This is a genomic window from Streptomyces sp. NPDC031100, assembly GCF_055570785.1.
On sequence record NZ_JBVIGN010000005.1, the window covers coordinates 140,588 to 164,740 of the forward strand.

The window sequence follows — 24,153 nt, forward strand, 5'->3', positions numbered from 1 at the left end:
GGTCTTACTTCTCCTCGTTGGTGCGGGCGTGGGTGACGGCGGGCACGTTTTTCGAATCAAACACAGCGCCGCCGAGCAGCAGGTACAGGACGGCCATCCGGATGGAGACGCCGTTGGCGACCTGCTCGACGACAGTGCAGCGCTCGGAGTCGGCGACCTCGGCGGTGATCTCCATGCCGCGGACCATCGGGCCGGGGTGCATCACGATGGCGTGCTCGGGCATCTTCGCCATGCGCTCGCCGTCGAGGCCGTAGCGCCGCGAGTACTCGCGCTCGGTCGGGAAGAAGGCGGCGTTCATGCGCTCCCGCTGGACGCGCAGCATCATCACCGCGTCGGACTTGGGCAGCGTGCTGTCGAGGTCGTACGACACCTCGCAGGGCCAGGTCCCGACGCCGACCGGCACCAGGGTGGGCGGGGCGACGAGGGTGACCTCGGCGCCGAGGGTGTGCAGCAGGTCGACGTTGGAGCGGGCGACCCGGCTGTGCAGGACGTCGCCGACGATGGTGATCCGCTTGCCGGACAGGTCCTGGCCGAGGCCGGCGTCCCGGCCCACCAGGCGGCGGCGCATGGTGAAGGCGTCGAGCAGGGCCTGCGTGGGGTGCTGGTGGGTGCCGTCACCGGCGTTGATGACGGCGGCGTCGATCCAGCCGGAGTTGGCGAGGCGGTAAGGCGCTCCGGAGGCGCCGTGCCGGATGACGACGGCGTCGACGCCCATGGCCTCCAGGGTCTGCGCGGTGTCCTTCAGGGACTCGCCCTTGGAGACGCTGGAGCCCTTGGCGGAGAAGTTGATGACGTCCGCGGACAGCCGCTTCTCGGCGGCCTCGAAGGAGATCCGGGTGCGGGTCGAGTCCTCGAAGAAGAGGTTGACGATCGTGCGGCCGCGCAGGGTCGGCAGCTTCTTGATCGGCCGGTCGGCCACCCGGGCCATCTCCTCGGCGGTGTCGAGGATCAGGACGGCGTCGTCGCGGGTGAGGTCGGCGGCCGAGATGAGATGACGCTGCATCTGTCAGGCTCCGTAAGGCAGTTCAATGGGGAGGATTGGGGCAAACCTGCGCGTGTGTCGGCACGCCGAAGCGGCCGTGCGCGCCTGACTTGCTACTGGTCGGCCGGCTTCACACCGAGCAGCACGGTGTCGCGACCGTCCTCCTCGGCGAGCTGGACCTTGACCGTCTCCCGCAGCGACGTGGGGAGGTTCTTGCCGACGTAGTCGGCGCGGATGGGCAGTTCGCGGTGGCCGCGGTCGACCAGGACCGCGAGCTGGACCGCGCGCGGACGCCCGATGTCGTTCAGGGCGTCGAGGGCGGCACGGATGGTGCGGCCCGAGAAGAGCACGTCGTCGACGAGGACGACCAGGCGGCCGTCGATGCCGTCACCGGGGATCTCGGTGCGGGCCAGCGCACGCGGCGGGTGCATGCGCAGGTCGTCGCGGTACATGGTGATGTCGAGCGAGCCGACGGGGACCTTGCGGTCGGTGATCTGCTCCAGCTTGGCGGCGAGCCGCTGGGCGAGGAAGACGCCTCGGGTGGGGATGCCGAGGAGCACCACATCGTCGGCGCCCTTGGCGCGTTCGACGATCTCGTGGGCGATACGGGTCAGTACCCGCGCGATGTCGGGGCCTTCGAGAACGGGCCGCGCATCGGACGCATACGGGTTCGCTTGCGTGTCCATACGAAACGGACCTCCTTCTCCGCCTCACGGGACGGACCTTAAAGGACGTCGGATTTGCGCCATCCACCGTAGCAGGTCCCGGGTGGTCCTCGATCACCCGGCCGGCGCAATCGGCCGGCACTACCACGGAAGAGTCGGTGTGGACCATTCGGCTTGACGCATGAGAGTCACGCTGCGTAACCTCACAGTGAGTTACCAGCCGCGCGGCGGGAATCACACTGACCGCGTCGACACAGTGTCCGGGGAGCTATATGTCCAGCGAATACGCCAAACAGCTCGGGGCCAAGCTCCGGGCCATCCGCACCCAGCAGGGCCTTTCCCTCCACGGTGTCGAGGAGAAGTCCCAGGGGCGCTGGAAGGCCGTGGTGGTCGGTTCGTACGAGCGCGGTGACCGCGCCGTGACGGTGCAGCGCCTCGCCGAGCTGGCCGATTTCTATGGCGTTCCGGTTCAGGAGCTCCTGCCGGGCACCACGCCGGGCGGCGCGGCCGAGCCGCCGCCGAAGCTCGTCCTGGACCTGGAGCGGCTGGCCACCGTGCCGGCCGAGAAGGCGGGCCCCCTCCAGCGCTACGCGGCGACGATCCAGTCCCAGCGCGGCGACTACAACGGCAAGGTGCTGTCGATCCGCCAGGACGACCTGCGCACACTCGCCGTCATCTACGACCAGTCCCCCTCGGTCCTCACCGAGCAGCTGATCAGCTGGGGTGTCCTGGACGCGGACGCGCGCCGCGCGGTGGCCACCCACGAAGAGGCCTGACGGCCTGCAGCGCCTCAGCAGAAACGTGCCGCCGGGATGGCCCGAACCGCATGGTTCGGGCCACCCCGGCGGTGTTCTGTGCGCCTCGCAGCGCGCGGACGTACAGGAACGCCGGAGGACCCGCAGCAGGTGCACGCTGCGGGTCCTCCGGCGTTTGTCGTACCGGCTTACGCCTCGCGGCGCAGCATCGGCTTCAGCTCCTTCAGGCGGCCCAGGAGCCCGTTCACGAACGAGGGCGACTCGTCCGTGGAGAACTCCTTCGCCAGCTGCACCATCTCGTCCAGGACGACGGCGTCCGGGGTCTCGTCCACCCAGATCAGCTCGTACGCGCCCAGGCGCAGGATGTTGCGGTCGACGACCGGCATCCGGTCGAGCGTCCAGCCCACCGCGTACTGGGCGATCAGGTCGTCGATACGCCTGGTGTGCTCGGCGTAGCCCTCGACCAGCTGCATCGTGTACTCGCTCACCGGCGGCTGCCGGGTGTCGGACCGGGACAGCCGGATCCAGTCCGCGAGGACCGTCAGGACGTCGACTCCGCGCTGGTCGCCCTCGAAGAGGATCTGGAAGGCACGTTTACGGGCCGTATTACGGGCAGCCACGGTTAGCTGCTCACCCGGCCGAGGTAGTCGCTCGTACGGGTGTCGACCTTGATCTTCTCACCGGTGGTGATGAAGAGCGGGACCTGGATCTGGTGGCCGGTCTCCAGGATGGCGGGCTTGGTGCCACCGGTGGAGCGGTCGCCCTGGACGCCCGGCTCGGTCTCCTGGATGGTCAGCTCGACGGCGGCCGGGAGCTCGACGAAGAGCACCTCGCCCTCGTGCTGCGCGACGGTGGCCGTGAAGCCCTCGATGAGGAAGTTGGCGGCGTCGCCGACGGCCTTGCGGTCGACCATCAGCTGGTCGTAGGTCTCCATGTCCATGAAGACGAAGTAGTCGCCGTCCATGTACGAGAACTGCATGTCGCGCTTGTCGACAGTGGCCGTCTCGACCTTGACGCCGGCGTTGAAGGTCTTGTCGACGACCTTGCCGGAGAGCACGTTCTTGAGCTTGGTGCGCACGAAGGCCGGGCCCTTGCCGGGCTTGACGTGCTGGAACTCGACGACGGACCAGAGCTGGCCGCCTTCGAGCTTGAGCACCATGCCGTTCTTGAGGTCGTTCGTGGAAGCCACGGTTGCGGAATCTCCTGGACTGACGTACGACCCCGGGGCACGCACCTACCTAGAGGGCGAGCAGCTCCTTGGTCGTGATGGTGAGTAGCTCGGGTCCGCCGTCCGCCTCGGGGCGTACGACGAGCGTGTCATCGATCCGGACACCACCCCGGCCCGGGAGGTGGACCCCCGGTTCGACGGTGACCGGCACGCAAGCGTCCAGTTTACCCATTGCCGCGGGCGCCAGCTGCGGGTCCTCGTCGATTTCGAGTCCCACGCCGTGTCCCGTCAGCGGTTGCAGGGCCTCCGCATAGCCCGCGGAGTCCAGCACCTGGCGTGCCGCGCGGTCCACCTCGCGGTAGCCGGCGCCGGGCGCGAGGGACTCCCGTCCGGCCCGCTGAGCGGCGAAGACCAGGTCGTACAGCTCGATCTGCCAGTCGGCGGGCGAGGTGCCGATGACGAAGGTACGGCCGATCTCGCAGCGGTAGCCGCGGTAGGTGGCGCCCAGGCAGACCGAGAGGAAGTCGCCCTCCTCCACCCGGCGATCGGTAGGGCGGTGGCCGCGACGGCCGGAGTGCGGGCCGGTGGCCACGGAGGTCGGGAAGGCCGGCCCGTCGGCGCCGTGGTCGACCAGGCGCCGCTCCAGCTCCAGCGCGAGGTGCCGTTCCGTGCGGCCGACCAGGATGGACTCCAGCAGCTCCCCGAGGGCCTGGTCGGCGATCTCGGCGCCGATGCGGAGGCAGGAGATCTCCTCCTCGTCCTTGACGACCCTGAGCTGCTCGACGGCTGAGCCGAGGTCGGCGAGGCGCAGCTTGGGGGCGACGGAGTGGATGGCTCGGTGGCGGGCGACGGTGAGGTGGTGTTCCTCCACCGCGAGGGAATCGACGCCCTGGCCTCCGGCGAGATCAGCGGCTGCTACGGCGGCATCGCCCCCGGGTGAGGGAAGGACGTGCAGCGCCAGTGTCTCGTCGGGGCGGCCCTCTGCCGGTCGGTCGTCCGGCGCAGCGGCACACACCAGCATGTCCTGGCTTTTGCCGAGGAGCATGACGGCACCCTGGGGGGCGGCGCCCGCCAGGTAGCGCACGTTGGCTGGGCGGGAGATGAGCGCTGCCGCGGTGCCGGCCGCGTTGCAGCGCTCCCTGAGCCGGGCTCGGCGGGTCGCGTACACCTCTGACATGAGATGAGCGTAGGAGTTTTGCCCGAGTTGTGCTGGTTGGTAGGGGCCGAGTGGGGTGGGGGCGCCGGTGTCTTCGGGTGCGCGTCAGTGGGGGCCGAGCGCGCCCACGCGGCGGAGCCGCATGTCGATGCAGCCTCGCGCCCCCAAGACCTTGCAGTTCCGCCTGATCACCAGCTCGGGGGGCTTGCTATGGCCCTGGCCAGTACGTCGTCCAGCACCCGGGCCGTGCCCGCGATGTCCAGCTGGGAATTGTCGATGATCGGCAGGCCCGAGCCGTACCAGCCGGCCATGCGGCCGTGGATGCGGGCGACCTCCTCGTCGGTGAGGCGGCGGTTGCCGCTGCGCTCGGCGTTGCGCTCCAGGACGATGTCGAGGCCCGGGAGGAGGACGACCGGGAGCAGGCCGGGGCCGACATGGCGCTTCCAGCCACCGAGGCCCACGACGGGGCGGTCCGGGAAGACGGCGTCGTCGAGGATGCAGGAGATGCCGTTGGCCAGGTAGTTCCGGGCGGCGAAGCCGCAGGTGCGGCGGGCCAGGCGGTACTGGGCCTCGGAATGGTCGTTCCACCCGGACTGGGGGTCGGCGAAGCCGGAGCGGACCCATTCACGCACGTCGTCGAGGCTGATGTGGGCCGTGGGCACCCGGCGGTGGTCCGCCCAGTACTTGGCCACGCTCGTCTTGCCCGCGCCCGCGGGGCCGATCAGCAGCACGGCGAGGGTGGTGGCCGTCGGGTCGGGGACGGTGGCCGCGGCAGGCGGTGCCGTGGGCACGCCGACGGGGCCGCCCGGTGGCAGGGGCACGTGACCTGTGGTGTCGGGCGGCAACGGGGCGGGGGCGTGCTGCGGAGGTGCGGGCGGCACAGGGCCGGACGGGGGTGCGGACCCCGCTCCTGCTCCCGGGAAGCCGGGTGGCGGCGGAGGCAGGGGTGCGGGACCCTGTGGGACTCCCGGGTGATGGGCGGCCGGCGCCCAGCCGCCGTGCGGTCCCTGCCCCGGCTGGTGGGGCGGCGGCAGCGGAGACCCCACTGCGTGCTGCATCCGTTGCCACTCCGTCTCGTACACACATTTGGCGCTGGCAGGCGGGTACGGAGCCCGCTCCCTACCGAACGGTACCGCCCCCGGCCGTCGATTGGTGAAACGACCGGGGGCCCTCCGAAGTGCCCGGCACCGAAAGGGAATCGGACGGAAGGAACAGCGGGGTACTTACTGGCCCACTTCTCCGTAGGCGGCCAGGAGGACGGCCGGGTCCGGGCCCTCCAGGACGGTCGGCTTGGCGAGCCCGTCGAGCACGACGAAGCGCAGCAGGTCGCCGCGGGACTTCTTGTCGACCTTCATCGTCTCCAGCAGCTTGGGCCACTGGTCGTAGCGGTAGTGCAGCGGGAGGCCCACCGCTTCCAGGACGGTGCGGTGGCGGTCCGCCGTCGCGTCGTCCAACCGGCCCGCCAGACGGCCCAGTTCGGCGGCGAAGTGCATGCCGACCGCGACCGCCGCGCCGTGCCGCCACTTGTAGCGCTCGTTCTTCTCGATCGCGTGGCCGAGCGTGTGGCCGTAGTTCAGGATCTCCCGCAGCCCGGATTCCTTCAGGTCGGAGGAGACGACCTCGGCCTTGACCCGGATCGAACGCTCGATCAGCTCGGCCGTGTGCGGGCCCGCCGGCGTGCGGGCGGCCTCGGGGTCGGCCTCGATCAGGTCCAGGATCGCCGGGTCGGCGATGAAGCCGGCCTTGATGACCTCCGCGAGCCCGGAGACGTAGTCGTTGACCGGGAGGGAGTCCAGCGCGGCCAGGTCGCACAGGACACCGGCCGGCGGATGGAACGCGCCCACCAGGTTCTTGCCCTCGGCGGTGTTGATGCCGGTCTTGCCGCCGACCGCCGCGTCCACCATGGCGAGCACGGTGGTGGGGATGGCGATCCAGCGCACCCCGCGCAGCCAGGTGGCGGCCACGAAACCGGCGAGGTCGGTGGTGGCACCGCCGCCGACGCCGACGATGACGTCGGTGCGGGTGAAGCCGGACTGGCCGAGGGCCTTCCAGCAGTAGGCGGCGACCTCCGCGGTCTTGGCCTCCTCCGCGTTGGGCACCTGGACGGCGACCGCCTCGAAGCCCTGCTCGGCCAGGTCGGCGCGCAGCGCGTCACCGGTCTCGGCCAGCGCCTCGGGGTGGATCACCGCGACACGCTTGGCCCTCGGGCCGATCAACCCGGCCAGCTCGCCCAGGAGTTGCCGGCCGACCAGCACCTCGTACGGGTCGGTGCCCGCGGTGCCGGCGACCTGGATCCGGGTGACTGCCTCGCTCATGCTTCCTTCAACTCCAGTGCGTCGAGCGCCTGTTGGGTGACCTCTTCGGGGGTGCGTCCGTCGGTCGGCACGACGGCGGTGGCGACCTCCTCGTACAGGTGCCGCCGGGCCTCCATCAGTTCGCGCCACTGCTTGCGCGGATTGATGGCGAGCAGCGGCCGGGCCACGTTGAGACCGGTGCGCCTGGCCGCCTCCTCCACGTCCATCGACAGGTAGACCACGCGGTACCCGGCGAGCAGCGCCCGCGTGTCGGCATCGAGGATCGCGCCGCCGCCCAGCGCGAGGACGCCCTCGTGCTCGGCCAGGGCCTCGCGCACCGCGCGCTTCTCGAGCGCGCGGAAGGCCGGCTCACCCTCGTCCACGAAGATCTCGGCGATGCTCCGCCCCGCGGCGGCCACGATGTCGTCGTCCGTGTCCCGGTAACCCACCCCGAGCCGCTCGGCCAGCAGCCGCCCGACGGTGGACTTGCCCACGCCCATCGGGCCGACCAGTACGACCGCAGGCATCGCGGTCACCGGATCTGGAGGTTGTCGAGGTACGACTGCACGTTGCGGCGGGTCTCGGCCACGCTGTCGCCGCCGAACTTCTCCGCGACCGCGTCCGCGAGCACGAGCGCGACCATGGCCTCGGCGACGATGCCGGCGGCCGGCACCGCGGAGACGTCGGAGCGCTGATGGTGGGCCTGGGTGGCCTCGCCGGTGGTCACGTCCACGGTCTGCAGGGCCCGCGGCACGGTCGCGATCGGCTTCATGGCGGCACGCACGCGCAGCAGTTCACCCGTGGTCAGGCCACCCTCGGTGCCGCCGGAACGGCCGGTGGTGCGCCTGAGGCCCTCGTCGGTCTTCACGATCTCGTCGTGCGCCTTCGAGCCCGGCACCCGCGCCAGCTCGAAGCCGTCGCCGATCTCCACACCCTTGATCGCCTGGATGCCCATGAGCGCGCCCGCCAGCCGGGCGTCCAGCTTGCGGTCCCAGTGCACATGCGAGCCGAGGCCGACCGGAACGCCGTACGCCAGCACCTCGACGACGCCACCGAGCGTGTCGCCGTCCTTGTGGGCCTGGTCGACCTCCGCGACCATCGCCTTCGACGCGTCCGCGTCCAGGCAGCGCAGCGGGTCGGCGTCCAGCTTCTCGACGTCGGCCGGCGTCGGGTAGACACCCTGCGGAGCCTTCACGGAGCACAGCTCGACCACGTGCGAGACGATCTCGATACCGGTCGTCTCCTTCAGGTACGACCGCGCGACGGCGCCCAGCGCCACACGGGCCGCGGTCTCACGCGCCGACGCACGCTCCAGGATCGGACGGGCCTCGTCGAAGCCGTACTTCTGCATGCCCGCCAGGTCGGCGTGACCAGGGCGCGGCCGGGTCAGCGGGGCATTGCGGGCAAGACCGGCGAGGATCTCGGGATCCACCGGGTCGGCCGCCATGACCTGCTCCCACTTCGGCCACTCGGTGTTCCCCACCATGATCGCGACCGGCGAACCGAGCGTGAGCCCGTGCCGGACACCACCCAGGAAGGTGACCTCGTCCCGCTCGAACTTCATCCGCGCACCGCGGCCATAGCCGAGCCGCCGCCGCGCCAGGTGATCCGCCACCATCTCCGTGGTGATCGGCACGCCGGCGGGGAGGCCCTCCAGCGTCGCGACGAGTGCGGGACCGTGGGACTCCCCCGCGGTCAGCCAACGCAGCCTGCTCAACGGTGCTCCTCCGTGTTCGCGTCCGGTACTGCCCTGCGTACGCGCATCCTCGCGTACGGCGACGGCGCGACCGGATGCGCGACCCCGGCCCGCCACCTCCGATCCTCCCACGTCCGGGGCGGGTGTCCGGCCGCTGGTCCAGCAGACGGGACGGAGAGGCGGAACGGCAGGGGGTTCAGCGAGCCGCGAGCGCCTTTTCGCCGGCGTGCCGCATGGCCTCCAGGGGCGCCGGGGAGCGGCCGGTCATCTGCTCGACCTGGAGGACGGCCTGGTGGACCAGCAGGTCGAGGCCGCTGACGACGGCACCGCCGAACATGGACCAGCGGGCCGCCAGCTCGGTGGGCCAGGGGTCGTAGAGCACGTCGAAGAGGGTGGCCGGGCGCTCGGGGACGGCCGCGGCGAGGGCGTCGGTGGTGCCGGCGGGGGTGGTGGCGATCACCAGGGGGGCGCGCAGGGCCTGCCCCGCGTCCGACCAGTCGGCCGTGCGGACGTCCACGTCGAGCCGCTCGCCCCACTGGCGCATCTCGGCGGCGCGGGTCTCGCTGCGCACATAGGCGACGACCTCACCGGTGCAGATCCGGGCGAGCGCGGCCAGCGCCGAGGAGGCGGTGGCGCCGGCGCCGAGGATCGCCGCGGAGTCGACCTGTTCGATGCCGTGCTCGCGCAGGGCGGCCACTATGCCCGGGATGTCGGTGTTGTCGCCGACGCGGCGTCCGTCCTCGGTGAAGACCACCGTGTTGACGGCGTCGACCGAGGCGGCCGTCTCGCTGATCTCGTCCACCAGCGGGATGACCGCCCGCTTCAGCGGCATGGTCAGCGACAGCCCCGCCCACTCCGGCCCCAGCTTCTCGAGGAAGCCGGGCAGGGCGGCCTCGTCGACCTCGAAGCGGTCGTACGACCAGTCGGTGAGCCCGAGTGCGTCGTAGGCCGCCCGGTGCAGCACCGGGGAGAGGGAGTGGGCGATGGGCGAACCGAGCACGGCAGCCCGGCGGGCGCCACCTACCTTCGATACCATGTTCAGTTCTTTTTCCTCGCCGCGTTCCACTCGTTGACCAGCTTCTCGTGTTCCGCGAGCGTCTTCGTGAACTTGCTGGTCTTGCCGTCCATCGAGATGAAGTAGTACCAGCCGTCGTCCGTCGGGTCGAGCGCGCCCCTGAGCGCCTCCTCGCCGGGGTTGTCGATCGGGCCGGGCGGCAGCCCCTTGGAGAAGTACGTGTTGTAGGGGTTGTTGTACTTGCGCAGCTCGGCGATGCCCAGATCGATCTTGCTCTGGTTCTTCACGTAGTTGTACGTCGAGTCGAACTCCAGCCGCCCGTAGGTCTGCGGGTTGTCCGGCTCGAGGCGGTTGTAGACGACCTCGGCCATCTTGCGGAAGTCGTCGTGGCTCGTGCCCTCGGCCTGCGCCAGGCTCGCCACGGTGAGCAGCTGCCAGGGACCGTCGAGGCCGAGGGCCTTGGCCTTCTTCTCCAGGCCCATTTCCTGGTACTTGGCCGTGGCCTGGGACACCATGTCCTTGAGGACGACCTCGGGTTTCTGCCCCTTGGTGACCGGATAGCTGGAGGGGTAGAGGAAGCCTTCCAACGGGTCCTTGAGACTCGGGTGGTTCAGCGCCCAGGCGGGCAGGCCGAGGTGCTTGTACTCCTTCTTCGCGATGCGCGCCGTGGTGCCTGTCGCCACTCCGACGCGCTTGTCGATCAGGCTGTACACCGCGGTGTTGCGGAGACCCTCGGCAATGATCAGGTTGCTGCGGCTCTTCGGGCTGAGCATCAGTTCCACCGCGCTCGCGGCGGACATGTGCTTCTCCAGGGTGTAGACACCGTCCTGGAGCGACTTGCCCCTGGGGTTCGCCTGCAGCGCGGAGACGAATGCGGCCGCGCTCTCGACGACGCCCGCCTCCTTCAGCTTCTCCCCGATCGCCCAGCCGCCCGCGCCCTGCGGGATGGCGACCGTGACCTGCTCGCCGTTGCCGCTGCCCGCATAGTCCGGGGCCGCGCCGAAACGATTTTGGTAGAACTGGTACCCGAAATATCCGACTCCGCCGAGGCCGCCGCCGAAGACGAGCACCACCACCATGCAGGCGCAGCCGGTGCGCCGTTTCTTGTCCTTGACCGGTTTGCGGCCACGGCGGTCACTGCGGCCGCTCCGGCTCTCGGCCTCGTCGTCGTCCTCGTCATCGCCGCCGCCTCCCGCGAAGAAGGCGTGCTCCTCCTCGGCAGGCGCCGTCGGCTCCGGTTCCGGTTCGGGGCGCCTGCGGCCGGGCGGCTGCGGCGGCGGGTAGGCGTCCTCGGTGCCGTACGTGTCGGGCTGCTCGGCACCGTAGGCCACGGGCTGCTGGCCGTACGGGTCGCCGGGGTCGGCCGCGTACGGCACATGGCCGTGGGTGCCGGTCGCGTCCCAGCCGCCTTGGTGCTGGTACTGCTGCTGGACGTGCGCCGCGTACTGCGGGTCCTGGCCGGCGTACTGCGGATGGCCCTGCTGGTCGTAGTACTGGTGGTACTGCTGCTGGTCGTACCCGGGCTGCTGCCCCTGGGCCCAGTCGCCGTACTGCGGCTGCGGGTGCTGCTGTGGCTGGCCGCCGTAGGGGGACGGCTGACCCGACTGGGCCTGCTGTCCTCCCCATCCGCCGTCCCCGAACAACGGGTCCTCCAGATGCCACGGTTCGGAGCCAGAGCCCCGGCCATACTCAGTCATCTATCCCCTAGAGCCGCGAGGCCGACGGTCGCGCGGCCCGTGGACCGGCTTCCGTTCCGCCTCTTGCTGTGCGGTGGCTGTTCGAACACCGCCGCATCGCGCGGAACGTTACCGTATCGCGATCAGATGACCACTTCGACGCCCACGCCGGGTGCTTTACCTGACACCCGTTCGGATTCGAGGGCCTGCTGCAGGATGATGACGGCGGCGGCCTGGTCGATGACCGAGCGGCCCTTCTTCGCTTTCACCCCCGAAGCGCGGAGTCCCTGACTGGCCGTCACGGTCGTCAGCCGCTCGTCCACCAGCCGGACCGGCACGGGATGGATGCCCTTGGCGAGTTCCTGCGCGAAGGTGCGGACCTTCAGCGCGGCCGGGCCCTCGCCCCCCTTGAGGGAGCGAGGGAGTCCGACGACGACCTCGATCGGTTCGTACTCCTCCACCAGCTGCCTCAGCCGGCGGTGGGCGGCCGGGATGTCCCGGCCGGGGACGGTCTCCACCGGGGTGGCGAGGATCCCGTCGGGGTCACACGAGGCGACCCCGATCCGGGCATCCCCGACGTCGATCGAGAGTCGACGTCCTCTGCGCATTTCCGACCGTTTCCTTACTTGGCTGTCACTTGGCGGTCTCGGCGACGAGCCGCTCGACGGCCTCGACGGCCTCGCCGACGGCGGCCGGGTTCTGGCCGCCGCCCTGGGCGACGTCCGGCTTGCCGCCACCGCCGCCGCCGAGGGTCTTGGCGGCGGTGCGGACCAGGTCACCGGCCTTGAGGCCGCGCTCGCGGGCGGCCTCGTTGGTGGCGATGACGGTCAGCGGCTTGCCGTTGTTGACCGTGAAGAGGGCGACCACGGCGGCCCGGCCGCCCTGGATGCGGCCGCGCACGTCGAGGACCAGCTTGCGCAGGTCGTCGGGGGTCGTGCCGTCCGGGACCTGGCCGGTCACCACGGCGACACCGCGGACGTCCTTGGCGGACTCGGCGAGACCGGCGGCGGCCTGCAGGACCTTCTCGGCGCGGAACTTCTCGATCTCCTTCTCGGCGTCCTTCAGCTTGCCGAGCATGGCGGAGACCTTCTCCGGAAGCTCCTCCGGACGGCCCTTGATCAGCTCCTGGAGCTGGGCGACGACCGTGTGCTCGCGGGCCAGGAAGTTGTAGGCGTCCACACCGACGAGAGCTTCGATACGGCGCACACCCGAGCCGATCGACGACTCGCCGAGCAGCTTCACCAGACCCAGCTGGGCGGTGTTGTGCACGTGCGTGCCGCCACACAGCTCCTTGGAGAAGTCGCCGATGGTCACCACGCGGACCCGCTCGCCGTACTTCTCGCCGAACTCGGCGATGGCGCCCTGCTTCTTGGCCTCGTCGATGCCCATGATCTCGGCGTGCACGTCGAGGTCGCGGGCGAGCACCTCGTTGATCTTCTGCTCGACGTCGGTCATCACGGCGGTCGGGACGGCGGACGGGGAGCCGAAGTCGAAGCGGAAGCGGCCGGGCTGGTTCTCGGAACCGGCCTGGGCGGCTGTCGGGCCGAGGGCGTCGCGCAGGGCCTGGTGGGTCAGGTGGGTGGCCGAGTGGGCGCGGGCGATGGCCTTGCGGCGGCGGGAGTCGATGGAGGCGTGGGCCTTGGCACCGACGGTCACCTCGCCGACCTGGACGACGCCCTTGTGGACGTAGACACCCGGGACGGGCTTCTGGCAGTCGCGGACCTCGATGACGGCACCGGAGTCGACCTTGATCCGGCCGGTGTCGCCGATCTGGCCGCCGCCCTCGGCGTAGAACGGGGTGCGGTCGAGGACGACCTCGACCTCGTCGCCCTCGGTGGCGGCCGGGGAGGAGACGCCGTCGACCAGGAGGCCGACGATCGTGGTCTCGCCCTCGGTGTCGGAGTAGCCGATGAAGTCGGTCTCGCCGGCGGTGTCCGCGATCTCGCGGTAGGCACCCATGTCGGCGTGGCCGGTCTTCTTGGCCTGGGCGTCGGCCTTGGCGCGCTCCCGCTGCTCCTTCATCAGGCGGCGGAAGCCCTCCTCGTCCACGGAGAGGCCCTGCTCGGCGGCCATCTCCAGGGTGAGGTCGATCGGGAAGCCCCAGGTGTCGTGGAGCAGGAAGGCCTTGTCGCCGGCCAGGACCGTGGAGCCGGCCTGCTTGGTCTCGGTCACGGCCGTGTCGAGGATGTTGGTGCCGGCCTTCAGCGTCTTGAGGAAGGCGTTCTCCTCGGCGAGGGCGACCTTCTCGATGCGCTCGCGGTCGGTGACCAGCTCCGGGTACTGCTGGCCCATCATGCCGATGACGACGTCGATCAGGTCCTTGACTACCGGACCGGTGGCACCGAGCAGGCGCATGTTGCGGATGGCGCGGCGCATGATGCGGCGCAGGACGTAGCCGCGGCCCTCGTTGCCGGGGGTGACGCCGTCGCCGATGAGCATCGTGGCCGTGCGCATGTGGTCCGTGACCACGCGGAGGGACACGTCGGAGTCGTGGGCGTCGCCGTAGCGGACGCCGGTCAGCTCGGTGGCCCTGCCGATGACGGCCATGGAGGTGTCGATCTCGTACATGTTCTGCACGCCCTGCAGAATCATGGCGAGCCGCTCCAGACCGAGGCCCGTGTCGATGTTCTTGCTCGGCAGGTCCCCGAGGATCTCGAACTTGTCCTTGCCGGTGCCCTCGCCGCGCTCGTACTGCATGAAGACGAGGTTCCAGATCTCCACGTACCGCTCGTCGTTGACGGCGGGGCCGCCCTCGACACCGAACTCGGGGCCGCGGTCGTAGTTGATCTCGGAACAGGGGCCGCAGGGGCCGGGGACGCCCATGGACCAGAAGTTGTCCTTCATGCCCAGGCGCTGGATGCGCTCCTTGGGCACGCCGACGACCTCGTGCCAGATCTGCTCGGCCTCGTCGTCGTCCTGGTAGACGGTGATCCAGAGCTTCTCCGGCTCCAGGCCGTAACCGCCCTTGTCCTGGGGGCTGGTGAGCAGCTCCCAGGCGAGCTTGATGGCGCCTTCCTTGAAGTAGTCGCCGAAGGAGAAGTTGCCGCACATCTGGAAGAACGTGCCGTGGCGCGTGGTCTTGCCGACCTCTTCGATGTCGGGGGTGCGCACGCACTTCTGCACGCTGGTGGCGCGCGGGAACGGCGGCTTGACCTCACCCAGGAAGTAGGGCTTGAAGGGCACCATGCCGGCGGGGACGAGGAGCAGAGTCGGGTCGTCCGCGATGAGCGACGCCGAAGGGACGACGGTGTGCCCGCGCTCCTCGAAGAAGCTCAGCCAGCGGCGGCGAATCTCGGCCGACTCCATCAGTGGTCCTCATTCCGGTTGTACGAGTACGTCGTGTTCTCGATGTACTTCGGTGTGCTGCGGTTGTTCTCGATGGCGGCGTGCCGCCGGGGCGCGGGGAGTTCGGGGCTGTCGTGGATGCCCAGCGCCTCCTCCAGCTCGGCCTCCCGCTGCGCCATGTTGTCGCGGACGTCGAGCGCGAAGCCGACCGCGCGGTCCTTCAGGCGCTGACCGGTCTCCAGGGCCTTGTTGGCCGCGGTCGCGGCGAGGCTCTCGGGGGTCAGCTGCTTCAGCTTGCGGTTGACCTTGGTGGTGGCCCACACACCGGCGGCGACGCCCGTGGTGAACCAGAACGTACGGCGGAACATCTGCTGTGGCCCCTACTCTCCGCGGTTCCGCTTGCTCCGCCGCGCGGCCGGGACGGTCCGGCCCACGATCACGGTACGCCTGGGCGCCTTCGCGGGCACGTCCTCCTTGCGGCCGCCCAGCGCCCGGCGGACGCCGTAGCCGAAGGCCGCGACCTTGACCAGCGGGCCGCCGAAGGTGGAGGCGACGGTGGTGGAGAGCGCGGAGGCGTTCGACGTGACCTCCTGGACGTCGGTGGCGATCGCGTCGACCCGGTCGATCTGGGTCTGCGCGGAGCGCACGGCCGCGGAGGCGTCGGCGAGCAGCGGGACAGCCTGGTCGGTCACGTCCGCGACGAGCTTGGTGGTCGCCTTGAGCGTCTGGGCCAGCCTCGCCAGCGCGACGGCGAGGAAGGAGACCAGGATCGCCCAGAAGACGGCCACCAGAATCCCGGCCACCTCTCCACCGGACACTGTGCGCACCCGCTCCCTGAAACGTGCCTGAACATCGAAAAAGTCGTGCACCGAGCCTATCGCGCCGGGGGTGGGGCTCCGTACCGGATTACGGTCGGCGAGCGGTGGAGTTACGAGAAGCGATTGTACGGAACGAAAGCGGTTCAGTACGCTCCGTGTCCCATGCGAGGTCCTCAGCGCCCCGGCCCCTCCGCGGACGGCAATCTGCCCCTTGAACCGACCGGATTCGTCGGGCGCTCGGCCGAACTCGCCGAGCTGGCCCAGGCGATGGAGGCGGCCCGGCTGGTGACGGTGACCGGCGTCGGCGGTGTGGGCAAGTCCCGGCTGGCCGCGCGGGCGGCGGCACGGTCCGCGCCCCGGGACGGGGTGTGGCGCGTCGAGCTGGCGGCTGTGCGGGATCCGCAGTTCGTGGAGTACGCGGTGGTGGAGGCGCTGGGGCTGACCGACCACACCACCCGGCTGCCGGTCGAGACGCTGCTCGGGCATCTCGCCGACCGCCGTGTCCTGCTGGTGCTGGACGGGTTCGAGCACCTGGTGGAGTCCTGTGCCGAGCTGGTCGCGGAGCTGCTGCGCAAGCTGCCGGGGCTGCGGGTGCTGGCCGTGGGCCGGCGCCCGCTGGGGCTGGCGGGCGAGCGGCTGTTCCCGCTGGCTCCGCTGGCCGAGGACGAGGCGGTGGAGCTGCTCGCGGACCGGGCGCGGCAGCACGGCCCGGCGGTGGCCGACTGTCCTGCGGTGCGGGAGCTGTGCGCCCGGCTGGAGGGGATCCCGCTGGCGCTGGAGCTGGCCGCGGGCCGGCTGCGGGCCCTGTCCCCGCAGCAGCTGCTGCAGCGGCTGGACGACCGGTTCCGGCTGCTGACCGGCGGCGACCGCGACGCTCTGCCCCGCCATCAGACACTGCGCACGGCGATCGGCTGGAGCCATGAGCTGTGCACGCCCGGCGAGCGGCTGCTTTGGGCACGGCTCTCGGTGTTCGCGCAGACCTTCGATCTGGAGGCGGCCGAGTACGTGTGCAGCGGGGACGGGCTGCCCGCCGAGGACGTCCTGGACGTGCTCACGGAGCTGCTCGCCCAGTCGGTCCTCTCCCGCGAGGAGACCCCGACGGGCTCCCGCTACCGGATGCTGGACACGATCCGGGCCTACGGCGCCGACTGGCTGGAGGCGATCGGGGACGCGCCGCGGCTGCGGCGGCGGCACCGCGACTGGTATCTCGGGCTGGCGACCTGGTGCGAGCTGGACTGGTTCTCGCCGCGCCAGCGGGAGGTGGCCGCGCGGGTCGAGGCCGAGCTGCCGAATCTGCGGGGCGCGCTGGAGTTCTGTCTGACCGAGCCGGACGAGGCGTATCTCGGCCAGTATCTGGCGGGTTCGCTGTGGTTCTGCTGGGCGGGCTGCGGGCGGCTGTCGGAGGGGCGCCGCTGGCTGGAGCGCAGCGTGGAGCTGGACTCGGAGTACGACCAGTCACGGCTGAAGGCGCTGTGGGTGCTCGGCTATGTGGCGATCCTGCAGGGTGACACCGTGCCGGCGCTGGCCGCGCTGCGGGAGTGCCGGGAGCAGGCGGAGCGGGTCGCGGATGCGACGGCGGTGGCGTACGCGGAGCACCGCACCGGCTGTCTGGCCCTGGTCACGGACGACATGGCGCGCGCAGAAACGCTGCTGCGCTCGGCGCTGGGCCGCTATCGCGAGATCGGCGAGCTGAACAGCAACGTCCTGATGGCCCAGGTGGAGTTGGCGATGGCCCGCGCGTTCCAGGGGGACCTGGCGGAGGCGGTGGGGCTGTGCGAGGACGTGCGCCGGGTGTGCGAGGACCGCGGGGAGCGGTGGGCCCGGTCGTACGCGCTGTACGTGCTGGCGTACGCGGCCTGGCGGGACGGGGATCCGTGCGGGGCGCGGGAGCTGCTCGCGGAGTGTCTGGGCCATGCGCACGCGTTCCGCGATCTGCTCGGCTCGGTGCTGGCCCTGGAGCTGCTGGCCCTGGTGGCGGCGTCCGAGGGCGAACCGGCCGAGGCCGCGGTCCTCCAGGGTGCCGCGGAGCGGCTGTGGCCGTCGGTGGGGCTGCCGCTGTTCGGCTCGGCCTACTTCAACGCCCCGCACGAGCTGTGCGAGGCGACGGCCCGGCAGGCCCTGGGCGACGACCGGTACGCGGAGTGCGTGCGCGAGGGGGCGCGGCTGGACCGGGAGGCGGCCGTGGCACGGGCGCTGGGCCATGACGGTGTACGGCCGCTGCAGGGGCTGCCGGCCCTGCGCGGGCCGGTGCCGCACGCCCGCGAGGGCGCCGGGAAACGCGAACCCGCCGCCTCGCCCACCCGGAAGGGCGGGGAGACGGCGGGCTGAGGTGCTACGCCGGGGCTGAGATCAGCGGGCGTAGTACTCGACGACGAGCTGCTCGTCGCAGATCACCGGGATCTCCTTGCGGTTCGGCTCGCGGTCCAGGCGGAACGCCAGGGCCTTGAGGTTCACCTGCAGGTAGCGCGGGGTCTCACCGTCGGGGGCGAAGCCACCCTCACGGGCGATCTGGAAGAGCGTCTTGTCCTTGGAGCGGTCGCGGACCTGCACGACGTCGTCCGGGCGGACGCGGAAGGACGGCTTGTCGACCTTCTGGCCGTTGACCTGGATGTGGCCGTGGACGACCATCTGGCGGGCCTGGTAGATCGTGCGGGCGATGCCCGAACGCAGGACCAGCGCGTCGAGACGGCGCTCGAGCTCGATGATCAGGGCCTCACCGGTCTTGCCCTGGACCTTGGAGGCACGCTCGTAGGCGCGGACGAGCTGACGCTCGGACACGTCGTACTGCGCACGCAGACGCTGCTTCTCGAGCAGACGGACCTTGTAGTCCGAGTTCTGCTTGCGGCCGCGGCCGTGCTCACCCGGCGGGTAGGGGCGGGCCTCGAAGTACTTGACGGCCTTCGGGGTCAGCGCGATGCCGAGGGCACGCGACTTCTTGACCTTGGGGCGGGACTGGTTCGCCACTGTCTCTATCTCTTTCGTAGGTTTCGGCTCGTCAGAGTTAGGGAGGTCGCATCCGCAGCCGGGAAAACCCGCCGGGTCCGCAGGGGACCTGCCGGGCAGCCGCTTCCCTGGTCTGGGCACATACGTGCAGCACGCGAGTGGCCCACCGACCTCTCCCGGGCTCCGGGTGGTGGTGGGCTGCCCGCGACACCGTTCGACGGTGCGCGACGCTCCTGGAGTCAGTCCCGAGGGACTGGATCTCCGGCTGGCTGTCCCGCTCTGACTGCGCGGGACTCAGCACTTCGGGCAAGTCTACAGGGCGCTCAGGACCGCTTGCGACCGAGGTGCTTGCGGGTCCACTCCACGGCGTCCGCGTATCTGGCCTCGGCGCCGTGCCGGGTCGGCGTGTAGTACGCGCGGTCCTTGAGGGCGTCCGGGGCGTACTGCTGCGGGGCGATGCCCTCGGGCAGGTCGTGCGGGTACACGTAGCCCTGGGCGTGGCCGAGCTTGGCCGCGCCCTTGTAGTGCCCGTCCCGCAGGTGCGGCGGTACCGGTCCGGCCAGGCCCTTGCGTACGTCCTCCATGGCGGCGCCGATCGCGGTCGTCGCGGAGTTCGACTTGGGGGCGAGCGCGAGCGCGATGGTGGCGTGGCTGAGGGTGAGGGCGGCCTCGGGGAAGCCGATCATGGCGACGGCCTGGGCGGCGGCGACCGCGATCGGCAGCGCGTTCGGGTCGGCCAGGCCGATGTCCTCACTGGCGGAGATCATCAGGCGGCGGGCGATGAAGCGGGGGTCCTCGCCGGCCTCGATCATGCGGGCGAGGTAGTGCAGGGCTGCGTCGACGTCGGAGCCGCGGATGGACTTGATGAGGGCGCTGGCGACGTCGTAGTGCTGGTCGCCGTCGCGGTCGTACTTCACCGCGGCCCGGTCGACGGTCTGTTCCAGGGTCTGGAGGCTGATCTCCGTCTCACCCTGGTCCAGGGCGGCTCCGGCGGCCGCTTCCAGGGCGGTCAGGGCGCGGCGGGCGTCACCGCCGGCGATGCGCAGCAGATGTTCCTCGGTGTCCTCGGGAAGGGCGACGGCCTCTTTGAGGCCGCGCTCGTCGCTCAGCGCCCGCCGCAGGAGTCCGCGGACGTCGTCGTCGGTGAGGGGTTCGAGGGTGAGGAGCAGGGACCGGGACAGCAGCGGGGAGATCACCGAGAAGTAGGGGTTCTCCGTGGTCGCCGCGATCAGGGTCACCCAGCGGTTCTCGACCGCGGGGAGCAGGGAGTCCTGCTGGGCCTTGCTGAAGCGGTGGATCTCGTCCAGGAAGAGGACGGTCTCCTTGCCGAAGCCGCCGGTGGCTCGGCGGGCGCCGTCGATGACGGCACGGACCTCCTTGACGCCCGCCGTGATCGCGGACAGCTCCACGAACCGCTTGTTGGTGGCCTTGGAGACGACATAGGCGAGGGTCGTCTTGCCGGTGCCGGGCGGGCCCCACAGGATCACCGAGGACGGGCCGGCGGGGCCGCCGTTGCCCTCGCCGACCAGTCGGCGCAGCGGTGAGCCGGGCTTGAGCAGATGCTGCTGGCCCACCACCTCGTCGAGCGTGCGCGGGCGCATCCGCACCGCCAGGGGGCTCGCGGCGGGGTCCTTCTCCTGGCGTTCTTCTGCGGCGGCGGTGAACAGGTCGGGCTCCACGTCCAAAACCCTAAATCACCGCACTGACAACACCCCTCGGGCCGGGGCTCAGGCCCAGAGCTGGCTGCCCCAGCGGGTCAGGATCAGCATGGCGATGATGCCGACGTGGGTGACCGGGAGCACCCAGGTGAACTCGCCGAGGAAGTTCTTGACCGGGCGGGGCGCGCGCAGGAAGTCGTTGCGCACGGTGAACGAGGTCACGTACCAGAACATGGTGATCGTGGCGGCCCAGGCCAGCGAGCACCACAGGCACAGCGCGTTGATCTCGTACAGGGACTGGTACTGCAGCCAGGTGCAGAAGCCCACGCCGAAGAGGGTGCCGAAGTTGAAGGTCAGCCAGTACCAGCGCGGGAAGCGGGCGCGGGCCAGCAGGCTCATGCCGACGCAGATCACGATGCCGTAGCAGACCAGGCCGAGCATCGGGTTCGGGAAACCGAAGACCGCGGCCTGCTTGCTCTCCATGACGCTGCCGCAGGAGACGACCGGGTTGACGCTGCACCCCGGGGTGAAGGTCTTGCCCGCGACCTTGGCCTCGAGGATCTTGAACTTGTCGATCGTGATGACCCAGGCGGCCAGCAGTCCGGCCGCGCCGGTGATCACCAGCAGGATGGCGAAGGCGCGACTGCCGCCCACCGCGAGGGGTGCGTCGGCGGCACGCTCGGGCCCGGGCTCCGTGGAGACGTCTTTGACTGTCGTCTTGCTCATCACGCCGATTCCGTCACTTGAGAGTTGGACCATCTTCGGGCACGGGTCATTGTGCCGCACGCGCGCGGGTGCGCACCGTTCGCTTCGCATAAGGGTGTACGTACGACCGGTGCCACCTGTTCGGTTCCGGACAGCGCTCGTACCCCGCCGACGACAAAGGCGCCGGACGCCCTCGGGGAGCGTCCGGCGCCCACGCGCGCGTGCGGCTAGCCGAGCCGCGCTTCCAGCTCGGCGACGATCTCGTGCAGGCCGACCGCCGTCTGCTCGCCGGACTCCATGTCCTTGAGCTGGACGACGCCCTCGGCGAGGTCGCGCTCGCCGGCGACGATCGCGTAGCGGGCCCCGCTGCGGTTGGCGTTCTTCATGGCGCCCTTCAGGCCCTTGCCGCCGTAGGAGAAGTCCGCCGCGATGCCGGCCTTGCGCAACTCGGTGACCTTGGCGAACAGGGCCCGGCGGGCCTCCTCGCCGAGCGGCACCGCGTAGACGCTGGTCGAGGACGGGATGTCCAGTTCGATGCCCTCGGCCTCCAGGGCGAGGACCGTGCGGTCGACGCCGAGGGCCCAGCCCACCGAGGGCAGCGCGGGGCCGCCGAGCATCTCGGACAGGCCGTCGTAGCGGCCGCCGCCGCCCACCGCGGACTGGGAGCCCAGACCGTCGTGCACGAACTCGAAGGTGGTGCGGGTGTAATAGTCCAGGCCGCGGACCAGCTTCGGGTCGTCCTCGAAGGCCACGCCCGCCGCGGTGATCAGCTCGCGGACCTCCTCGTGGTACGCCTTGCAGGCGTCGCACAGGTAGTCACGCAGCAGCGGGACCCCGGTCAGCTGCTTCTGGACCGACTCGCGCTTGTCGTCGAGGACCCGGAGCGGGTTGATGTCGACGCGCCGGCTCGTGTCCTCGTCCAGGTCCAGGCCGCGCAGGAAGTCCTGCAGCGCCGCCCGGTACACCGGCCTGCACTCCTTGTCGCCCAGGCTGTTCAGCAGGATGCGGAAGTTGCTCAGGCCCAGGGAGCGGTACGCCTGGTCGGCCAGGATGATCAGCTCGGCGTCCAGCGCCGGGTCCTCGGCGCCGATCGCCTCGGCGCCGACCTGGGAGAAGTGCCGGTAACGGCCCTTCTGGGGACGCTCGTAGCGGTAGTACGAGCCGGAGTACCAGAGTTTGACCGGGAGGTTGCCCGCCTTGTGCAGGTTGGCCTCCAGGGCCGCGCGCAGGACGGACGCCGTGCCCTCGGGACGCAGGGCCAGCTTGTCGCCGCCCTTGGTCTCGAAGGCGTACATCTCCTTGGTCACGATGTCGGTGGACTCGCCCACACCGCGTGCGAAGAGTTCGACGCTCTCGAAACCGGGCGTCTCGATGTAGCCGTACCCGGAGTTGCGCAGCGGGGCGGCGATCGCCTCGCGGACCGCCAGGTACGTGGCGGAGTCCGGCGGGATCAGGTCATAGGTGCCCTTGGGGGCCTTGAAGGTGCTCACGGAAGCTCTCTCGTCACATTCCTCGTCGGGGAGCCTGGAGAGCTCCCTGGCCGGCCGCCACCTGCCGCAGATAGGGGTTGGTGGCGCGCTCACGGCCGATGGTCGTGTGCTCGTTGTGACCGGGCAGCACCACGGTGGAGTCGTCGAGCGGCAGGCACACGCGGGCCAGCGATTCGAGCATGTCCTCCATGGAGCCACCGGGCAGGTCGGTGCGTCCGATGGAGCCGGCGAACAGCAGGTCGCCCGAGAACAGGATCGGCGGGATGTCCGCCGCCTCGGGCAGGCCGAAGGTCACCGACCCCTTGGTATGGCCCGGCGCGTGCGCGACGGAGAACTCCAGCCCGGCCAACTCCAGCCTGGCGCCGTCGGTCAGCTCTTTGACGTCGTCCGGCTCCCCCACGGTCAGGTCGCCCATCAGCGGCATGCCGAAGGACCGCCCGAGCGCCTTCTCGGGGTCGTTCAGCATGTACCGGTCCTCGGGGTGGATCCAGGCCGGTACGCCGTGCGCGCCGCACACGGGGACGACCGAGGCCACGTGGTCGATGTGGCCATGGGTGAGGACGACGGCGACGGGCTTGAGCCGATGCTTCTTCAGCGCTTCCTCGACGCCCTGGGCGGCCTGGTGGCCCGGGTCGATGATCACGCACTCCTCACCGGCGGCGGGGGCGACGAGATAACAGTTCGTCCCCCAGGCCCCGGCGGGGAACCCGGCAATGAGCACGATCGTCCTTCGTTGTGTCGATACGGGAGGGCTTGCGGGCCGGCAGCCCGTGGTCCAGAGCCTACCGGCGCTGCCGTTTCCTCAGCGAACCCATATACGGTACGGGGCTACACGCGGTTGTCGGCTCACAGGACGCACGCGTACCGGTCGACACACGACACGCATGAGGAGAGAAACCGGTGGTCAGCCAGGAGCAGCGGCGGCGTCAGCTCGCCCGGGAGAAGTTCTTGCGGCAGCAGCAGCGGCGCACCAGCGCACGGCGCAAATCACGCATGCGCAACTCCGTGATCGCGTCGGTGCTCGGCGTGGTCGTGATCGGCAGCCTTGCGCTGTACACGACCGGTGTGCTGAAGAACGACGACAAGAAGACCAACGCGAGCGCCGACGTCTCGCCGAGCGCGACGCCGACCAGCAAGGCGCCGGACCCGTGCGAGAAGCCGGCCGCGGGCTCGATCAAGAAGCAGAGCTGGAAGCAGGAGCCGACGATGTCGATCGACACGTCGGCCAAGTACACGATGAAGCTCGCGACGACGTGCGGTGACATCGGCATCGCGCTGAAGACGTCGGCGGCCCCGCACACCGTGAACTCGTTCGACTTCCTGGCCGGCAAGGGCTTCTTCGACCACACCAAGTGCCACCGTCTGACCACGAACGGCATCTACGTGCTGCAGTGCGGCGACCCAACGGGCGTCGGCAGCGGCGGCCCGGGCTACACGATCCCGGACGAGAACCTGAAGGACACGAGCCTGAAGGGCGACAAGTACCCGGCGGGCACGGTGGCCATGGCCAACACCGGCCAGAAGCACACCGGCGGCAGCCAGTTCTTCCTCGTCTACAAGGACAGCCCTCTGCCGGCCAACTACACCCCGTTCGGCACGATCGACGCGGCGGGCCTGAAGGTGCTCAACAAGATCGCGGCCGCGGGCGAGAACACGGGTGCCGGTGACGGTGCCCCGAACGCGACGGTAGTGATCAACAAGGCGACGGTCACCAAGTCCTGACGCCGTCCCGAAATCTGAAGAAAGCCCAAGACGGCCAACAGCGGAATTTCGGTCGCGCTGGATGCGGACAGGCAACCCGCCGGTCGCCTATGTTGGCCGTGACGAAACTGTGGACGATGCCCGGG

The 24,153-nt window shown here is 70.4% G+C and carries 23 protein-coding genes; 3 read left to right on the top strand and 20 right to left on the bottom strand.

What is annotated here, in order from left to right; genetic code table 11:
* Positions 1–4: 4 nt before the first annotated feature.
* Positions 5–1,003: an aspartate carbamoyltransferase catalytic subunit gene (locus ACZ5DS_RS16410; protein ID WP_468238527.1), complete on the bottom strand. Its 999-nt coding sequence runs from the start codon at positions 1,001–1,003 to the stop codon at positions 5–7.
* Between the two features lie 92 nt (positions 1,004–1,095).
* Positions 1,096–1,668, bottom strand: a complete 573-nt coding sequence (gene pyrR / locus ACZ5DS_RS16415) for a bifunctional pyr operon transcriptional regulator/uracil phosphoribosyltransferase PyrR (protein ID WP_468238528.1) — start codon at positions 1,666–1,668, stop codon at positions 1,096–1,098.
* Positions 1,669–1,919: 251 nt separating this feature from the next.
* On the opposite strand from pyrR, the gene bldD reads away from it, so the two are divergent.
* Entirely contained in the window at positions 1,920–2,423 is a 504-nt protein-coding gene (bldD, locus tag ACZ5DS_RS16420) for a transcriptional regulator BldD (RefSeq protein WP_014671524.1), read from the top strand.
* Positions 2,424–2,590: 167 nt separating this feature from the next.
* Here the strand turns inward: bldD and nusB are convergent, their stop codons facing one another.
* From nusB to ACZ5DS_RS16485, 13 genes are all read right to left on the bottom strand, one after another.
* The gene (gene nusB, locus ACZ5DS_RS16425) at positions 2,591–3,022 is read right to left on the bottom strand and encodes a transcription antitermination factor NusB (RefSeq protein ID WP_468238530.1); all 432 of its coding nucleotides are present in this window, start codon (positions 3,020–3,022) and stop codon (positions 2,591–2,593) included.
* Positions 3,023–3,024: 2 nt separating this feature from the next.
* Positions 3,025–3,591, bottom strand: coding sequence for an elongation factor P (gene efp / locus ACZ5DS_RS16430; protein ID WP_468238532.1), 567 nt, complete (start codon positions 3,589–3,591; stop codon positions 3,025–3,027).
* Between the two features lie 49 nt (positions 3,592–3,640).
* Positions 3,641–4,747: an aminopeptidase P family protein gene (locus tag ACZ5DS_RS16435; protein WP_468238534.1), complete on the bottom strand. Its 1,107-nt coding sequence runs from the start codon at positions 4,745–4,747 to the stop codon at positions 3,641–3,643.
* 167 nt (positions 4,748–4,914) lie between these two features.
* Positions 4,915–5,784 carry a Pro-rich N-terminal domain-containing protein gene (locus ACZ5DS_RS16440; RefSeq protein ID WP_468238537.1) on the bottom strand — a complete coding sequence of 290 codons (870 nt, stop codon included), beginning with the start codon at positions 5,782–5,784 and terminating at the stop codon, positions 4,915–4,917.
* A gap of 165 nt (positions 5,785–5,949) precedes the next feature.
* Positions 5,950–7,041 (bottom strand): 3-dehydroquinate synthase, encoded by a 1,092-nt coding sequence (gene aroB, locus ACZ5DS_RS16445; RefSeq protein WP_468238539.1) that lies wholly within the window; start codon positions 7,039–7,041, stop codon positions 5,950–5,952.
* A complete protein-coding gene (locus tag ACZ5DS_RS16450) occupies positions 7,038–7,547 on the bottom strand; it encodes a shikimate kinase (protein WP_468238541.1) in 510 nt (169 codons plus the stop codon). The genes aroB and ACZ5DS_RS16450 overlap by 4 nt, the downstream gene beginning before the upstream one ends.
* Positions 7,548–7,552: 5 nt before the next feature.
* Positions 7,553–8,737 (bottom strand): chorismate synthase, encoded by a 1,185-nt coding sequence (gene aroC / locus ACZ5DS_RS16455; protein ID WP_468238544.1) that lies wholly within the window; start codon positions 8,735–8,737, stop codon positions 7,553–7,555.
* A gap of 175 nt (positions 8,738–8,912) precedes the next feature.
* Positions 8,913–9,752, bottom strand: coding sequence for a shikimate dehydrogenase (locus ACZ5DS_RS16460; protein ID WP_468238546.1), 840 nt, complete (start codon positions 9,750–9,752; stop codon positions 8,913–8,915).
* Positions 9,753–9,754: 2 nt separating this feature from the next.
* A complete protein-coding gene (mltG, locus tag ACZ5DS_RS16465; protein WP_468238548.1) occupies positions 9,755–11,428 on the bottom strand; it encodes an endolytic transglycosylase MltG in 1,674 nt (557 codons plus the stop codon).
* A 122-nt stretch (positions 11,429–11,550) separates the two neighbouring features.
* A complete protein-coding gene (ruvX, locus tag ACZ5DS_RS16470; RefSeq protein WP_468238550.1) occupies positions 11,551–12,015 on the bottom strand; it encodes a Holliday junction resolvase RuvX in 465 nt (154 codons plus the stop codon).
* 25 nt (positions 12,016–12,040) lie between these two features.
* Entirely contained in the window at positions 12,041–14,713 is a 2,673-nt protein-coding gene (alaS, locus tag ACZ5DS_RS16475) for an alanine--tRNA ligase (protein WP_468238552.1), read from the bottom strand.
* Entirely contained in the window at positions 14,713–15,060 is a 348-nt protein-coding gene (locus tag ACZ5DS_RS16480) for a hypothetical protein (RefSeq protein WP_468238554.1), read from the bottom strand. Before ACZ5DS_RS16480 ends, alaS begins: the two co-directional genes overlap by 1 nt.
* 12 nt (positions 15,061–15,072) lie before the next feature.
* A complete protein-coding gene (locus ACZ5DS_RS16485) occupies positions 15,073–15,519 on the bottom strand; it encodes a DUF948 domain-containing protein (protein ID WP_468238556.1) in 447 nt (148 codons plus the stop codon).
* Positions 15,520–15,672: 153 nt separating this feature from the next.
* Between ACZ5DS_RS16485 and ACZ5DS_RS16490 the strand changes: the two genes are divergently transcribed.
* Complete coding sequence (locus tag ACZ5DS_RS16490; protein WP_468238558.1) at positions 15,673–17,838, top strand: ATP-binding protein; 2,166 nt, start codon at positions 15,673–15,675, stop codon at positions 17,836–17,838.
* Between the two features lie 21 nt (positions 17,839–17,859).
* On the opposite strand, the gene rpsD is transcribed toward ACZ5DS_RS16490, so the two are convergent.
* The 5 genes from rpsD to ACZ5DS_RS16515 all read right to left on the bottom strand — a co-directional run bounded on the left by rpsD (position 17,860) and on the right by ACZ5DS_RS16515 (position 23,027).
* A complete protein-coding gene (rpsD, locus tag ACZ5DS_RS16495) occupies positions 17,860–18,474 on the bottom strand; it encodes a 30S ribosomal protein S4 (RefSeq protein ID WP_066996810.1) in 615 nt (204 codons plus the stop codon).
* A gap of 302 nt (positions 18,475–18,776) precedes the next feature.
* Positions 18,777–20,132 carry a replication-associated recombination protein A gene (locus ACZ5DS_RS16500; protein ID WP_468238561.1) on the bottom strand — a complete coding sequence of 452 codons (1,356 nt, stop codon included), beginning with the start codon at positions 20,130–20,132 and terminating at the stop codon, positions 18,777–18,779.
* Positions 20,133–20,180: 48 nt separating this feature from the next.
* A complete protein-coding gene (locus ACZ5DS_RS16505) occupies positions 20,181–20,837 on the bottom strand; it encodes a vitamin K epoxide reductase family protein (protein WP_468238564.1) in 657 nt (218 codons plus the stop codon).
* Between the two features lie 206 nt (positions 20,838–21,043).
* Positions 21,044–22,306, bottom strand: a complete 1,263-nt coding sequence (gene hisS, locus ACZ5DS_RS16510) for a histidine--tRNA ligase (RefSeq protein WP_468238566.1) — start codon at positions 22,304–22,306, stop codon at positions 21,044–21,046.
* 13 nt (positions 22,307–22,319) lie between these two features.
* On the bottom strand, positions 22,320–23,027 hold the full coding sequence (locus ACZ5DS_RS16515) for an MBL fold metallo-hydrolase (RefSeq protein ID WP_468238568.1): 708 nt from the start codon (positions 23,025–23,027) through the stop codon (positions 22,320–22,322).
* A gap of 179 nt (positions 23,028–23,206) precedes the next feature.
* On the opposite strand from ACZ5DS_RS16515, the gene ACZ5DS_RS16520 reads away from it, so the two are divergent.
* On the top strand, positions 23,207–24,028 hold the full coding sequence (locus tag ACZ5DS_RS16520) for a peptidylprolyl isomerase (protein ID WP_468238570.1): 822 nt from the start codon (positions 23,207–23,209) through the stop codon (positions 24,026–24,028).
* Positions 24,029–24,153: the final 125 nt, after the last annotated feature.